Origin of the sequence: uncultured Brachyspira sp., assembly GCF_944390845.1 — a bacterium.
Taxonomy (GTDB): Bacteria; Spirochaetota; Brachyspiria; order Brachyspirales; family Brachyspiraceae; genus Brachyspira; species Brachyspira pulli.
Genome location: NZ_CALXRM010000024.1, coordinates 28,089 through 44,326, shown reverse-complemented (window position 1 = coordinate 44,326; position 16,238 = coordinate 28,089). Strand labels below are relative to the sequence as shown.

At 29.6% G+C, this 16,238-nt stretch carries 15 protein-coding genes and 1 pseudogene; 1 reads left to right on the top strand and 15 read right to left on the bottom strand.

The genetic code is table 11. The features are described from left to right. The 6 genes and pseudogenes from Q0K52_RS06725 to Q0K52_RS06700 form a co-directional block, all read right to left on the bottom strand. Positions 1-413, bottom strand: a pseudogene (locus tag Q0K52_RS06725) (hypothetical protein); the annotation flags it as partial. An 18-nt stretch (positions 414-431) separates the two neighbouring features. Beyond that, positions 432-1,073 (bottom strand): hypothetical protein, encoded by a 642-nt coding sequence (locus tag Q0K52_RS06720; protein ID WP_297297798.1) that lies wholly within the window; start codon positions 1,071-1,073, stop codon positions 432-434. A gap of 532 nt (positions 1,074-1,605) precedes the next feature. Further along, positions 1,606-2,160, bottom strand: a complete 555-nt coding sequence (locus Q0K52_RS06715) for a 2-oxoacid:acceptor oxidoreductase family protein (protein ID WP_297297795.1) — start codon at positions 2,158-2,160, stop codon at positions 1,606-1,608. 14 nt (positions 2,161-2,174) lie between these two features. Then, positions 2,175-2,909: a thiamine pyrophosphate-dependent enzyme gene (locus tag Q0K52_RS06710; RefSeq protein ID WP_297297793.1), complete on the bottom strand. Its 735-nt coding sequence runs from the start codon at positions 2,907-2,909 to the stop codon at positions 2,175-2,177. Continuing rightward, a complete protein-coding gene (gene vorB, locus Q0K52_RS06705) occupies positions 2,906-3,961 on the bottom strand; it encodes a 3-methyl-2-oxobutanoate dehydrogenase subunit VorB (RefSeq protein WP_297297791.1) in 1,056 nt (351 codons plus the stop codon). Before vorB ends, Q0K52_RS06710 begins: the two co-directional genes overlap by 4 nt. Then, on the bottom strand, positions 3,961-4,194 hold the full coding sequence (locus tag Q0K52_RS06700) for a 4Fe-4S dicluster domain-containing protein (RefSeq protein ID WP_297297789.1): 234 nt from the start codon (positions 4,192-4,194) through the stop codon (positions 3,961-3,963). The genes vorB and Q0K52_RS06700 overlap by 1 nt, the downstream gene beginning before the upstream one ends. A gap of 292 nt (positions 4,195-4,486) precedes the next feature. Here Q0K52_RS06700 and Q0K52_RS06695 point away from each other — a divergent pair, with 292 nt between their 5' ends. Next, positions 4,487-6,922: a tetratricopeptide repeat protein gene (locus Q0K52_RS06695; protein WP_297297787.1), complete on the top strand. Its 2,436-nt coding sequence runs from the start codon at positions 4,487-4,489 to the stop codon at positions 6,920-6,922. Positions 6,923-7,416: 494 nt separating this feature from the next. On the opposite strand, the gene Q0K52_RS06690 is transcribed toward Q0K52_RS06695, so the two are convergent. The 9 genes from Q0K52_RS06690 to Q0K52_RS06650 all read right to left on the bottom strand — a co-directional run bounded on the left by Q0K52_RS06690 (position 7,417) and on the right by Q0K52_RS06650 (position 16,123). Beyond that, a complete protein-coding gene (locus Q0K52_RS06690) occupies positions 7,417-7,992 on the bottom strand; it encodes an FMN-binding protein (RefSeq protein ID WP_297297784.1) in 576 nt (191 codons plus the stop codon). Further along, positions 7,992-9,095 carry an RnfABCDGE type electron transport complex subunit D gene (locus Q0K52_RS06685; protein ID WP_297297782.1) on the bottom strand — a complete coding sequence of 368 codons (1,104 nt, stop codon included), beginning with the start codon at positions 9,093-9,095 and terminating at the stop codon, positions 7,992-7,994. Before Q0K52_RS06685 ends, Q0K52_RS06690 begins: the two co-directional genes overlap by 1 nt. 15 nt (positions 9,096-9,110) lie before the next feature. Further along, on the bottom strand, positions 9,111-10,418 hold the full coding sequence (rsxC, locus tag Q0K52_RS06680; protein WP_297297780.1) for an electron transport complex subunit RsxC: 1,308 nt from the start codon (positions 10,416-10,418) through the stop codon (positions 9,111-9,113). A gap of 64 nt (positions 10,419-10,482) precedes the next feature. Further along, positions 10,483-11,337 carry a 3-oxoacyl-ACP synthase III family protein gene (locus Q0K52_RS06675; RefSeq protein ID WP_297297778.1) on the bottom strand — a complete coding sequence of 285 codons (855 nt, stop codon included), beginning with the start codon at positions 11,335-11,337 and terminating at the stop codon, positions 10,483-10,485. A 55-nt stretch (positions 11,338-11,392) separates the two neighbouring features. Beyond that, on the bottom strand, positions 11,393-12,412 hold the full coding sequence (gene plsX / locus Q0K52_RS06670; protein WP_297297776.1) for a phosphate acyltransferase PlsX: 1,020 nt from the start codon (positions 12,410-12,412) through the stop codon (positions 11,393-11,395). Positions 12,413-12,444: 32 nt separating this feature from the next. Continuing rightward, positions 12,445-12,639: a 50S ribosomal protein L32 gene (gene rpmF, locus Q0K52_RS06665; protein WP_014489261.1), complete on the bottom strand. Its 195-nt coding sequence runs from the start codon at positions 12,637-12,639 to the stop codon at positions 12,445-12,447. Positions 12,640-12,778: 139 nt separating this feature from the next. Further along, complete coding sequence (locus Q0K52_RS06660) at positions 12,779-13,783, bottom strand: ABC transporter substrate binding protein (RefSeq protein WP_297297774.1); 1,005 nt, start codon at positions 13,781-13,783, stop codon at positions 12,779-12,781. Between the two features lie 13 nt (positions 13,784-13,796). Further along, positions 13,797-14,444, bottom strand: coding sequence for a tRNA (guanosine(46)-N7)-methyltransferase TrmB (gene trmB / locus Q0K52_RS06655; protein WP_297297772.1), 648 nt, complete (start codon positions 14,442-14,444; stop codon positions 13,797-13,799). 521 nt (positions 14,445-14,965) lie between these two features. Continuing rightward, positions 14,966-16,123 (bottom strand): hypothetical protein, encoded by a 1,158-nt coding sequence (locus tag Q0K52_RS06650; protein ID WP_297297770.1) that lies wholly within the window; start codon positions 16,121-16,123, stop codon positions 14,966-14,968. Positions 16,124-16,238: the final 115 nt, after the last annotated feature.

Here is a 16,238-nt window from a genome sequence, read left to right as displayed (position 1 = left end):
AAGCGTATCCGAGCCTGTCGAGGATATAGCTTCTTTGTGGCAATACCACAGGCACTCCTTTCAGTCGCAAAAGAAGTGGGAGTCTTGCGTAAGCACGCAGAGCGGTGGTCAAAGCCCCAGATATAAAAACAAAAATATAACTTTACTTTTGACAAAGTATAGTTGTTTAGGTATATATAATTGACTTTTATTCCTGTGAGGTCTTCAAATTCTTTTACTACATCCATAGAATTATTATCACCATTAGCAATATATTCACCCCAATTGCATACATTAATAGTAATATTTTGATCTTTCAATTTTGTATAATAATTTAAATCTAATTGCGGTATATCCAATTTACTATTACTTTGAGCAAGAATAGTACTGCAAAAAATCATTATGATAATGAATATTTTAAGAGAGGTATGCATTGTTTTTCCTTTAATTTATTAGAATCTTATTCCTATTTGACCGCCTATATCAAGTCCTCCGAAACTTACTTTAGGCAAAGATTCTTTATATTCCATTAAAGGGAAATCATAAGACATATAAAGTCCTAAAGTTACATTATATAATAAAAGGAAATCAACACTTGCTTTAAGATATGGAATGTATAGATTATAGAATTTATTCTGTAATTCTTTTAAATTATATGAATGAGTTTGTTCTCTGCCGCTATTTTCTTTATAATAACTGCCTCCGCCTAGAGGGAATTTAACACCAGCACCTACACCTATAGATAAAAATAATACATCAATTTTTGGCATTAAACCTAAACTTATAGAATCAAATGTAACATTGCCTTTTCCTGTATCTGATTTGAAAGCGAAATGATCTCTTTGATATCCTAAATCTAATGAAATACCTAGAGATAATATACTTAAATCAAAATAGTAATTAGGTTTTAAATAAACTCCAAATTCAAATCCGCCATCTGGTTTAATAGTTTGGCTTTGTTTTCCGTCTTCAAGATAAAAACCTATTCCAGCTCCCAAAGGTACTGATAAATCAACACCCCAGCCATCTTTAGCCATAAGGCTTCCGCTTATTGTCATTATAAATATTGAAACTATTAATATTATTTTCTTCATTTTTATTTACTCCATCAATACCATATATATAACTAACTATATTATACTTAGTAATATTGCCGTATAAAAGATATGAATATTTTTATTTTTTTCAACTAATAATTTAAAATTAGTGCTTATAAAAACAGAAAAATATCTATAAAGTGCTTAAAATTACTATCATAAGTACTAAATTATTGTTTTTTTGTGAAAATATTATTATGAACAATAATTAACCCGCCCGCCCACCCTTATAGTTAAACAAACCTTTTTAACAAAATGAGCCTAAAAATAGAAATTTTTTATAAAATAATAAAATATAAATTACTATGAATTAGAATAGAAATAATTTATAAGGACATTAGTTTAAAATAAGATATTTTATATGTATGAACTTTGGTGAAGCCCGAAAAAATTTGATATAAAAAATGATTCTTAGATGAAATATATTTATTATAATAAAAAACTTTATTTATAAATAAAAAATCATTTCTTAAAAAAGCCTGCCATTTTTGCAAACAGCAGGCTTTTATTTATTAAATATTTTCTTCTATTAGGATACTAAATCTTTCACAGCATCACGTCCGGCATTTAATGCCTTTTCGTTAGATGGTAAAAATTCTTTCTTGCGTTCTCCGAATACTTTCAAGAATGCCTGCTGAACACTGTCAAATGATACTATGTTATGAAGTGTAAGCAAAGCACCAAGCATTACCATATTCGCGGATTTTGGATTACCTATATCGCCTGCAATTTTATTTGCTTCAACATAAGCTACTTTTATATCATTTCTTGAAGCTTTCTTTTCTATTAAAGATGAATTGATTAATAGTATGCCATTAGGCAAAACATCTTTTTCAAATTTAGTAAGAGAAGGAAGATTCATAATAACAGCAGCAGTAGCATCATGTGATATAATAGGGGAGCCTACAAGTTCATCGCTTACAACAACGGAACAGTTAGCAGTACCGCCTCTCATTTCAGGTCCATAAGAAGGACACCAAGTAACATGTTTATCTTCTATCATACCAGCATAAGCAATCATCTGTCCCATAGACATAACACCTTGACCGCCGAAACCAGCAAAAATTATTCTATCTGTACTCATATTTCCTCCTTAAATTAACCGTCATTTCTAAAATTGCCAAGAGGATAATGAGGAATCATATATTCTCTTATCCATTTATGTGATTCTGTTGGAGATATACCCCAGTTAGTAGTACAGCTTGTAAGCATTTCTACTATAGAAAAGCCTTTTCTTGCTATTTGATTTTCAAAAGCTTTTTTTACAGCCACTTTAGCTTTTCTTATATTAGCAGGACTATCTAAAGCAACTCTCTCAACAAAAGTAGCTCCTTCCAAAGTAGCAAGCATTTCGCATACTCTTATAGGTTTACCAGCTCTATGGAAATCTCTTCCAGCTTGAGTTGTAGTTGTTTTTTGTCCTTCCAAAGTAGTAGGTGCCATTTGTCCGCCTGTCATACCATAAATAGCATTATTCAAGAAAATAACAGTGATATTTTCTCCGCGTGCTGCAGCATGTACTATTTCAGCAGTACCAATAGCAGCTAAATCTCCATCGCCTTGAAGTGTAAATACAACAGTATCCGGAACAGCTCTTTTTACTCCAGTAGCAAGTGCAGGTGCTCTGCCATGTGCTGCCTGCTGCATATCGCAATTAAAATATTTATAAGCAAGTACAGAACAACCTACGGAAGCTATTCCTACAGTTCTGTCAAGTACATTAAGTTCTTCCAAACATTCAGCTATTATTCTTTGTGATGTTCCATGCATACAGCCAGGACAATAATGTGTCCTATCATTAGTTAATCCTTTTGACTTTTCAAATACTATCATATAATACCTCCAGCAAAACCTCTAACATTATCTATTATTTCATGAGAAGTAGGAACTAATCCTCCAGCTTTACCATAGAATTTAACAGGAACCTTACATTCACATGCCAATTTTATATCATCTACCATCTGTCCCATACTCATTTCTATACTTACATACATTTTGCAATTAGGATTATCGAATGCTTTTACTGGGAAAGGCCATAATGTTTGAGGACGAATCATACCTACCTTTTTGCCTTCTTCTCTAAGTTTATCAACTACTCCTCTTACTACTCTTGACATAGTGCCATAAGATACAAATAAAAGTTCTGCATCATCTGCTTTATATTTTTCAGCTCTGGCTTCTTTCTCTTTTATTTCTGCATATTTTTCTTGAAGATGTATATTATGTTTGTATAATAATTCAGGCTCTAAATAAAGAGAGTTTACTATATTTTTTTCTCTTTTTCCTCTAGTTCCATTAGTAGCCCAAGTTTTCTCTTTTAATTCATATTTAGGTTTATATATTATTTCTACAGGCTCCATCATTTGACCGATAAAACCGTCAGCAGCAACATAAACAGGAGTTCTATAATGATCAGCTAAATCGAAAGCTTCCATTATCATATCAGCTGCTTCTTGTAAATTGGAAGGAGCTAATATAGGACAATTATAATCTCCGTCGCCTCCGCCTCTAGTCATCATATTATAATCACTTTGAGCAGGCTGTATACTTCCAAGTCCTGGACCGCCTCTCATAACATTAAGTATAACAGCAGGTACTTCAGCACCGGCAAGATATGATATACCTTCCTGTTTCAATGCTATTCCAGGTGAAGAAGAAGAAGTCATAGCTCTAACTCCAGCACCGCCGGCACCATAAACCATATTAATAGCAGCTATTTCGCTTTCTGCTTGAACAAAAGCTCCGCCGGATTCATACATAGCTTTAGACATAAATTCCGGTATTTCATTTTGCGGTGTTATAGGGTAACCAAAAAAACATTTGCATCCAGCAGCAATGGCAGCAGTAGCCATAGCTTCGTTTCCTTTCATTAATGTTCTAGCCATTATTTATCCTCCTCTTTATCCAGTCTTTCTACTTTTATACATATATCAGGACACATCATAGCACAATTAGCACAGCCCACGCATTTTTCCATATCAGTAACTGCAGCAGGATAATATCCCCAAGAATTCATATTTTCTTTATCTAAGTATAATATCTTAGTAGGGCAAACAGATATACAATTAGAGCAGCCTTTGCATTGCTCACTATCAATAGTAACTCTACCTTTAGCCATATTTCCTCCTCTATATTTATTGATTTTTTTAGTATATTAAAAATATATACCAATATAATAATATTATATTTAAAAAAAACGCTTTGTCAAAATTTAGACAAATTAAATTATATTTTTAATATATAAAGTGAAAATACAAAAACTTCAATGAATAATACTAACTATTATATATAGTAATAACTATCTAAATTATTAATTAAAGTAATTTTTTTTGTTCTTTAATTACAAAATTTATCTTACATATAGTAATTATTGTAATTTTTATATATAATAAAAAATGATTAATAATTTTATGAGAGACTATAATATGAATAATGATGATAAAAAGAATATTGAAAGATTATTTGATTTAGGACATGAGGCTTTTGTAAATAAAGATTATGAAAAGGCTATTGAGTATTTAGATGAAATTATAAATATTTACAATAAAGATATTATAGCATACTCTGACAGTGAATTTATTATATATAGCGATTCATCGTATGATAATGAAGATGAGGAAGAAGGAATAAATGTTAATGATGAGGATATAAACAGCACTCATAATACTTTAGTAGATGCTTACTATAATAGAGCTATATCAAAATATAATATGAGAAATTATGAAGAAGCCATAAAAGATTTTGATAAAGTTATTGAATTATCTCCAGACAAATCAGATGCATATTACAATAGAGGACATTCAAAATCCTATTTGAGAAGATATGAGGAAGGTATCGAAGATTTTAAAAAGGTATTAGAGTTTAATGAAGATGATTATGAGGCAATGTATTATGTTGGACTTGGATATTTTTATTTATCAAACTATGAGGAAGCTATAAAGCATTTTGACTTGTCTTTATCTTTGTTGGAAAAATCTGGGGAAGCAGAAATTGATGATATATATTATTATAGAGGACATTCAAAGTGTTATTTAAAAATGTATGAGGAAGCTTTATCTGATTTCAATAAACTTATAGAGCTTAGAGAAGATGATAATGAGGCATATTATTCTAAAGGGTTAAGCGAGTTTTATTTAGGCTTATATGAAGAAGCTGTAAAAGATTTTGATACTTCCATAAAATTAGACTCTACTTTTTCAAATGCATACTATTTTAGAGGGCTTGCAAAAAATAATTTGGAATTGTATCAGGAAGCTATGAATGATTATAAGAAGGCTTTAGAATTAGGTACTGAAAACACAGTAAATATTTATAATGATATGGGGCTTCTTGAATACAAGCTAGGAAATTATAAAGATTCAATAAAATATTATACAAATATAATAGAAATAGATGAAAATATATTTTATGCCTACTATAATAGAGCATTAGCTGAAGAAGCATTGGATTTGTATGAAGATGCTATCAAAGATTATAGTAAAACTATAGAATTAAATCCGAATGATGTTTATTCATATAATAATAGAGGGCTTATAAAGAATGAGCTTAAAATGTATGATGAGGCATTAGATGATTATAACAAAGCTATAGAGTTAGAAAAAAATGATGCTTATTTATACAATAACAGAGCCTTGCTTAAAGGGAAAATGCAATTATATAGAGAGGCTTTAGAAGATTTTGATAAGGCTATAGAATTGCATAACTGCGACAGTGAGTTTTATTATTTCAGAGGTCTTACTAATTTCTACTTGAATGAATATGATGAAGCTATTGAGTATTTCTCTAAAGCAATAGAATTAGATGAGTATTACATTAATGCTTACAATGAAAGAGGTCTTACTTATTATAGAATAAATGATTATGATTTGGCTCTTAGAGATTTTAATAAAGTAATAGAAATTGATGATGAAAATATATATGCTTATTATAATTCTGCTTTATGTTATGAGGCAATAGAAGATTATGAAAAGGCTGTTAAATATTATACTAAAGTTATAGATATTGATAATCAGCATGTAGAATCTTATTATAACAGGGCATTATCAGAAATGGAGCTTGATTTATATAATGAAGCTATAGAAGATTTTAATAAAGTAATAGAGCTTGATAATGATAGTGTTGATGCTTATTTTAATATAGCTATATGTTATGATTCATTGAATAATCTTGAAGAATCTATTAAATATTATGATAAAGTTATTGAAAAGGAGCCTTCATCTATTGAGGCATATTATAATAGAGGTTTGAGTAAAGTTGGTATTCACCTTTATGATGAAGCTTTGGAAGATTATAAAAAAGCGTTAGAAATAGATCCTAATTATTTAACTGCTTATAATGGTATTGGATTTTCTAAGACAAAACAGTCTAATAATGAGTTTAGAAAAGGAAATATTTCTAAGGCTATAGAATTAATATCTGATGCTTTAATTTATTATAATAAAGGTTTGGAATTAAATATAGATGATAGTTTAACAACTGCTTCAGTATATGACAGTATTGGGTATACTGTTACAAAGTTAGCTAATATATATTTATTTACTAATGATAAAGAAAAAGCAATTAAATATTATAATGAAGCTTTATCTTATTTCAATAAGTGTATAGAACTAAATAATAAACATGCATTAGCTCATAATAGTTTAGCTTATATTGATATACAGTTTGACAAGATGAATAATATTTTTGATAAGTTAAATGAACAGGCTTATAAAAATTTTGAAAAAGCTTATAAGTTTGCAAATAAAGAAGATAAGAAGCTTATATTAAAATGTGTTATTTCACTTGCAAAAGAGAATATAAAAACTGCTGTAGAGTTTTGTAATAGAAACAATATAAGTTTTAATTAACGCACGGTAAATAAAATAAAAAATATAAATTAATTTAGAGTTCAAATTTTTCTATATATCAAAACAGATAAACCGTGCGGTGTTTAAATTAAAAAATCTAATCTCCACTTGGGTGGGGCATGCTTTTTTGTTATTGGCTTTAAAGATAATAACAATAAATGATTAAATCGAGCATAAGGATAAAGGGCGGGCAGTCTAAGTAATTCTTTAAAGTTTATTTTAAAACCCACCCTATATCTTTTTTATTTTAATTTGTGAATTGTAGTTTTTATTTCTTTATTGTATAAATAGAAAAATTTAACCCCCACCCAAATTGGTTTTAGGTTTGGTATGTATTTACCGCACGTTTAATGAAGTTTGTAAAATAGGGTAGTGTAAATAAAATGAATTGAAATTATATTATTTGGCGATTTTACCGTGCGTTGTATAAATAAAAAAGGCTTATAAAATGAAAACATCTTATAAGCCCGTATATAAAAATGTGTGTAACTTAATTATTCAGTTTTAAATAAATTAACAGCCTCATCTTTAGCACTATTAACAGCATTAACAACAGAAGTAGAAGATATTGTAGCACCGCTTATAGCAGCTATTTGTGCTTCTTGTGCTTCCTCTGGTTTAATACCCTTAACAACAGATAAAGGAACTATAGAACTCTGTCCTTTAAATTGATCTCTAAAGCTAGGCTCAGTAATTTTAGCACCAAGTCCTGGAGTTTCAGCCTGTTCAGTAACAACTATTGCTGTAATGTTTTCTACAGTAGCATCGAAACCAACAAGTACTTTATTTTCTCCATTGTATCCGCCGGCAGAAGAAAGTATAGCATAACCAACCACAGTACCGTCAGATTTTTTGCCTATATAATATGGATATGAAGAATTTTCAGTTAAAGGTCCTTCTAATTCATCAGCACCATCAATAACAGCTTTAACACCATTTAATACAGTTTTTTCATTGTTTGCAAGAATATCCTTTTCAAAAGAAGAATATACAAATGAAAGTAAAAAGCCTGCAAGCAATGCTGTAAGAGTAACAGAAATAACAGCAGAATAACCAACTTCTTTTTTCATTATTTATTTCCTCCTTCTTTTTGGAGATTAGCTTTATTTATAGCAAGCAGCTCTTTTTTACCGAAAGGCAAAGGACGAGTAAGCATAGCAATTAAAGGCATAAACATATTACCTATAAGTATAGAATACATCATATATTCCGGAGAAGAACCAAAAGTTCTTAATATGGCAAGTACAGCACCTATTAAAAGAGCATATATCCAAGCACCTAAATGACTTGAAGGAGAAGTAACCATATCAGTAGCCATAAAGAAAGCACCTAAACCAAAACCGCCTGCCAATACATGATATATAGGAGAAGCAATTTTTCCAGGCATAGATAACCATAATATAAGAGTTACTAAGAATAAAGATATAAACATTCCTAAAGGTACTCTCCAATCTATAGTTTTAGTAGCAAGTAAGTATATACCTCCTATTAAAAGCAATAGGAAAGAAGTTTCACCTATAGCACCGCCTGTACTTCCTAATAACATTTGAAGATAATAATGAGCTTCAAATTTTATTTGTTCTATTAAAGATGTACTTAAATTAGCATTGTATGTGAATTTCATGAAAGTTAAAGGAGTAGACTGAGTCAAAGCATTCATCATGTCTATAGACTGAGTACCGCCAGTAACAGTATTTACTAAATTATGAAGTCCTGGAGCAAATAAATCTAGGAAAGGAACTCTCACAGGAGCAGGATACATAGTCATTTGAGCAGGGAAAGCAACTTGTAAGAAAGCTCTTCCAACTAAAGCTGGATTGAATATGTTAGAACCTAAACCGCCGAATACTTCTTTAGCAAATACTATAGCTATAACACTTCCGATTACCACCATAGTAACAGTAGCAGATGGAGGCAATGTCATAACAAGAAGCACAGCAGTAACTATAACAGCATAATCAGGGAGTAAAGGTCTTTTTCTTACTTTTTTAACTATTACAGTAGAAAGTATACAAGTAATAATAGCAGTTAAATATAGAACTATAACTTTAGCCCCGAATAATACTATACTATATATAATAGCAGGCAAAAGAGCTATAATAACTCTTAGCATTATTTTATTGGTAGTATCTCCAGCTTTTATATGTGGAGACGATTCTGTATAAAATTTCATAATTATCTCCTTAAATCATCTTCTTAACAAATCTTTACCAAATCTAATCCACTGAGTCAAAGGAATTTTAGAAGGACAAACATAAGAACAGCAGCCGCATTCAAAACAAGTTGCTATATCTAAATCATTCAATTTATCTTTAACTTTAGCTTTAGCAGTATGAGCAATCTCAGTAGGAGATAATCTAAGCGGACATGCATTAGCACATCTTCCGCATTTAATACATGGATATTCTATTTCTTTAGGCATTTTATCTTTATCTAAGAAAAGTAAAGAGTTAGTACCTTTATTAACACATTGCTCTAAATTAGGTACACTTGCTCCCATCATAGGGCCGCCTGCAAGTATAAGTACGTTTTCAGCAGTAATTCCGCCGCATTCCTCAACAACATGTGAAATAGGAGTACCAAGAGGAAGCCAAACATTTTTATGTTCTTTTATAGCATCACCGGAAATGGTAACAAGTCTTTCTATAAGAGGTTTATCTTTAGCAACCGCTTCATATATAGCATAAAGTGTAGCTATATTAACAACTAAAACGCCAACGTCCATAGGTAATTTACTTACAGGAACCACTCTTCCAGTAGTAGCATCTATAAGCATTTTTTCAGCACCTTGAGGATAACGAAGTCTTAAAGGCATAACTTCAACATTATGCTCTTTTCCTATTTTAGTCATTTCTTCAATTGCTTTAGGTTTATTATTTTCTATACCAATAACAGTTCTTTTAACAGAAGGTATAATTTTTCTTAATATTTCAATACCCTTAAATAAATCTTGGGTATATTCTATCATAAGTCTGTAATCGCTGGTGATATAAGGCTCGCATTCAACACCATTAATAACTAATGTATCGCATCCGCCTTTAGCAGCACCATCAACTTTAACATTAGTAGGGAAAGTAGCACCGCCCATACCTACGATTCCAGCCTGCTGTATTTTTTTAGACATTTCTTCAGCAGATAGAGACATATAATTAGAGTGTTCAAAATATGCCAAATTATCAGCATTGCTGTCTGTATTTATAAGTAAAGCATTAGCTCCGCGTCCAAGAGGATTAGCAGCTATTTCAACAGAAGCAACTGTACCAGTTACAGATGAATAAACATTACCAGAAACATAACCGCTAGCTTCTCCAATAAGTTCACCTCTATTAACTTTATCCCCTTTATTTTTTAATATTTTGGCAGGAGCACCAATATGTTGTGCCATAGATATTAAAACGCTTTTAGGCAAGTTAGATAGAGTTGATGAAGCTATATCAGCAGTGTCTTTGCTGTCATTTGGATGCACTCCACCAAAACGAAATTTACCCAACTTCATATTATCAATCCTTCATTTAATCAAATTAATGTAAAACACTATTATTAATTTAATTATTGTTTATTTAATTTATAGAAATCACAGCTACAGATTTTGTATAACCGCTTCCATAGCCGCATACAGCAACTTTACTATTTTTCTTTATAAATCCATCTTCTAAAGCCATAGATAATGCTACACCAGAAGAAGCACTTAAAGAAGGATTAGCATTTTCCATTTTTGAATATACTATATCTTTACTTACTGATAATGTATCAACAAAATTATCATAAGCGGCTTTACTAGAATAGGAAGGTATATAAAAATTAGGCTCTATATGATTGGAAGATAATACTTCTTTTACATATAAAGCTGCTTTTTTAGCTTCTTCCTCAAAAATATTACTATTTTTTATAGAGATAAAATGTTCTTTATTTAATACACCTTCTTTTGTATAAGGTTTAGCAGTTCCGCCCATAGGTATATAACAATTTTCTAAAGCACTTCCATCAGTTACAGAATCTATAAAATCAATTTGAATATCTGATTGTTCATTAGTAACAAGTGCGGCAACACTAGCATCATCAAATCTATTTTCATCATCACATATATAGAAAGATTCAGTTGCTACTACTAAAATGTTTTTGTATCTATTACTTTTAACAAAAGCATAAGCTAATCTCAAAGCGGATAAAAATCCAGTGAAATCACTTTCTATATCAAAACAAAAAGCATTGCTGGCTTTAATTTTTCCTGCTAATATACAAGCAGTAGAAGGATAAACATAATCTTTAGTAACAGTGGCACAAATTATAGCATCTATTTTATCTGGTGATATATCTTTTAATACTTCATTGATAGAAAGCATAGCCAAATCTGAAGCTGCCATATTAGTTTTTTGATTTTTATAAGTGCCTTTACAAGATTTTATGTATACCATTATAGAATTCCTTTATAAAAATTGAATGTTTTTATTTATCTAATTTTGATATAAATTAAAATATTCTTCTCTTAGCTCCAGAGTCAAAGAGTTCTTTAGCTATTTTTTCATTAACTTTATTGTCCAAGAACTTATACATATTAAGCACAGCATTTTTTACACCAACACCGCTAGTTTTTCCATGACCTACAAATGCTCCCCCATTTAAACCTAATAGTATAGCAGAACCATAAGAATCAGAGCTTAATTGAGATTTTAAGCTGTTAAATACAGGTTTCATCATAAGACCGCCCATAACGCTAACAGGATTCTTTTTTACCTCTGTTTTGAGCATATTAACTACTAAAGAAGCTGTACCTTCTATAGTTTTTAATACTATATTTCCATCGAATCCGTCTGCTACAACTACATCAGCCACATCAGATTTTAGCATATCATTAGGCTCAACATTACCTATGAAGTTAATCTTTTTCATTTTTTGAAGGCGTTCAAAGACTTTTTTGGTATCAGCATTACCTTTGGAATCTTCTTCACCTATATTAAGGAGTCCAACTCTAGGATTTTCTATTTTTAAATATCTTTTGGCGAATACTCTGCCCATAACAGCGAATTGTGCCATATAATCTGGCGTACAATCCACATTAGCTCCCATATCCAACATACAGAATTCTCCGCCTAATTTAGGAAGTGTGGATATAAGAGGAGGACGCATAACACCTTTTAAACGTCCTATTTCAGTAAGTGCTGCTGCCAGAGTAGCACCTGTATTACCTGGAGAAAAGAAACCATCTGCTTCTTTATCTTTAACCAAACGAGCAGCCAATAAAACAGAAGCATTTTTCTTATGTTTTATTGCATTAGCAGGACTTTCGTCCATACTAATAATCTCATCAGTATGTCTAATATCTACACGATTATGATCATATTTCTTTTTAGATAGGGCTTGACTTATACTTTTTTCATTACCTACCAAAATTAAATTAATTTTATCGTTTTCTGGTAATGCACTAATGGCACCTGATACCAATTCTTCGAGAGGCTTCTCTCCACTGGCTACATCAATGGCTAAAATCATAGTACTTCCTAATTAATTAATTTTTTTTATTATCATCCTGCATTTTGTGTTTTTGGAGCTTTTACTACTCTGTCTTTATAGAAACCACATTCAGGACAAATTCTATGTGGCATTCTTTCTGCTCCGCATTGTGGGCAAATTGATAAAGAACCTAAGAATCTTTTATCATTAGCTGCTTGTCTTGATCTTTTTTTTGCTTTCGATTTTCTATGCTTTGGTACTGCCATTTTATATCTCCTTAAAAAATATTTATTATAGACTTTTATCAAAACTAGATAACTGTCACTATTTTACAATATAAAATATTAAATATAATACTATGAAGTATCAATTTTGTCAAGTAAAATTAACATAACATTAATTTTCTTATCTCATAAATCCGCCTATGTTATTTTTTATAACATTTCTATTGCTTATTATTATAGAGCTTTTTTCTATTATTTCATCGCTAAAATTGATTTGGTACGTTTTAGATGTATCTTTATTGAGAAGTATTTCATAGGAATCCATAACTTGTACAAAGTCTATGCTATCTGTTTTGCCATCATTATCCATAACATACTTAAGTAATAATGCTAATTTTCTGCCCAAATAGTAATAGTTACAATCAAGCGAGAATAGTATATCCGAATTTAGAGCATTTTCTATATCTGTATTGATTATTGGTATTGAGTATTTATCACATAAGTAGTCTATATTATAAATATTATCATCTATGTAATTTTCTTTGGCTATGAACAAATAATCTATTTTCGCAGAAGTGATAACTTTTTCTATATCATTAATAGTATATGTCTCATTTACTAACATAGGATAGTAGGATATATTTTCACTGTTACAGTATCTTTGTAAATCTTCTGATATATGACTTGATATTCTTGATTCCCCTGTATGTAAATATCCTAAAGACTTTATTTCTTTATCTGATATTATTTTTAAATATTCAGTTATATCCAAATCTACATATACTCCTGTAATATTGTTATTTTGTATCTTATTTTTTTCTATAGATGATAAGGATATATGATTGAAAGAGCCTGCAAATACTATAGACTGTGGTACTATTATATTCATTGATAATAAAGTGGCATTTTCTCCAAGAACTATAGCTATTGTGGAATTATCATCTCTTACATTATTAGCTATTTGTATTATTGAAGAATCGTCACCATTAGAAGTATAGAAGTTTATTTTTACATTTAATTTATCTAATGATATTTGATCAAGCAAGCCTTTTTCTAATGAATTAAATTTTTTATCATTTTCTTCTTTTATTAAACTAACTATAAAGGTTTTATTTGAAGACTCTTCATCACTACAGGATATAACTAATAATAACAGCGATAATAATAAATATTTAATGGGGTTCATAAAAATCACCTAATTATATATTTTTGCTATGTGCAAAGAAATATATATTATGTCCTATAGCTCTCATCTTTTCTTCATATAAAGTAACGCCATAGCCTTCCAATTTATGAACATAATCACTATCTAAAATATTTTTAAAATTATCTGCTTCTTTATAAATAGGGTTCATTATTTCCAATGCATAAGTATCATCATCAGTAACAGAATAGAACACTCCAGCATCTTTAAGCAGAGGATACATTTTATTTAAAAAGTCTTTTGTAAATATTCTTCTATGGGCATGTTTTTTCTTTGGCCAAGGGTCTGGGAAGTTTAAATATATTTTATCAAAATAATATTTTTCATTTAAATATTCATCTATTACATTATTAGCTTCACCAAATATAATAGTAAGATTTTTTATATTTCTTTTATATGCTTTTGATACAGCTTTTTTTGCAGCTTTATATGAATACTCTATTCCTATGAAATATTTATCTTTATTATTCATAGCAAGTTCTACTATAAACTTTCCGTTTCCGCATCCTATTTCTAATTCTCTTATATTATATTCAGATAATCTTTTTGATAATTCGTCTTTTATTATTGTTTTATCTTCTGTATTAAATTCATCTAATAGATATTCTTTTAATATTTCGTCGCTAAGATTTATACTTCTCAATATTTATTCTCCTAGTATTTTGTTTGAATGATATATTACTTAGTATTTATGTCAATACATCATAGATATTTTTTAACGCACGGTGAAAGAAATTCTAAATATAATTAAAATTGTATTTATATTTACTTATATATTTTAATTAAGTTATTCGTGCGGTATGCAGATAACAAATTTAAACATATCTTGGGTGGGTGTTAAAAAATCTGTTTAAAATATTTAGGAAAAATAAAATAAAAAAGTTGTATTTGAGTATTAAAGAAAGAGGGTGGGCAGCTAAAATAAAATTTAAAAACTTATTTAGAAATCCCGCCCTTTATTCTCTATGGTGTATTTTTGAAATTTTTATTTGCATTATCTTTATTGCTTAATTAGAAATGTTAACGCCCACCCAAGTGCTGTTTAAATTTAGAATTTAAATTAACGCACGGTTAATGCATTTTATTATTTAATAAATTTGTATTGATGATTAGTTTAATAATAAAATTTTGTCCACCGTGCGTTGTAATCGCTAATATTTTTAATTAAAATACTGCTTTCATAGCAATATAATATCTTCCATCTGTTGAACCTTGGAAACCAAAGTAGAAAGGATCAAATTTTATATAAGCACTATACTCTAAACAGAATAAATCTTTACTCATATCAAAATTATTTTTATTGTCATCATCATAATCAACAGGTATATAGAATAATGGTCTTATAGCAATGTTTAGCATTTTCCATTCAAGACCTAATTCAAATCTTAAATAATGAGCATCATTATCTCTCCAAGTATATTCACCCAATAAATTAAGCCATAATTGTTTATCAAGGAAAGGAATTTTACCCATACCAGATAATTGTACTAAATGATGAGTTCTATCATCATCATATCTATCATTATCATCATAATAGTTTTGGAATTTAGATGGTGATAAAGAAGTTTTGTTATTGTATTGATATAGAATTTGAGCTCTAAAATAATCTCCATTTATTTTGAAATTAACACCTAAAGGTTTTGAATCTTTAGAAAAACCTTGAGAGTAAGTTAATTCATAATAATAACCAATGAATCCTGCTCTGAAACCCATTTCATTATCAACTCTAGGCAAATACCAATGAGGTGCGAAACTTGAAGCTTCACTGTCTATCACAGAAGGAAGAAGCATAAATGTATTTCCGTTTATATCATTTACAGCCTTCATTCTGAAAGATAATAATATCCTAGTTAATGTAACAGTTTCTATACCGGCATCATATAAACCTATACTTCCAGTTGCATTGTCTTTGTCAAATACGTCGAATTTGGAAGTCATAGTAACAAATGGGGTAGCGGAGAACATCCAATCGAAATGGAAACTTTTACCTAAAGATAGATACATATTAGGCATACTGAAATGACCGTTTTTTAAATCCACACCGATTAATGTATTCATATGAAGTTCTATTGTAGAAAGTTCATATAAAAGTCTTGAAGAATAAGAAGTTTGTAAAGGAGCTTCTCTCTTATGACTTTCATGTATGAAGTCAAAAGGCATGTAACTTTCAGTAGGTCTTATAGGTTCTATTCCAATATATGGCCACACATCAACTATTCCTTTTAATAGTCTTTGTTCCTTCTCTGTATATGGTGATTGTGCATATACAGCCTGCAAGCTTATAATTAAGCTTAATATAATTAGTGTTAAAATATTTTTCATATAATTGTTTTTAATTGTTTTATTTATATGTTATAATTCTATCATATAAATAAAAAATTGACAATTGAATTTATATGTGATATAATTTTTAATAGTCTTTTGGGGGAGTAAAAAA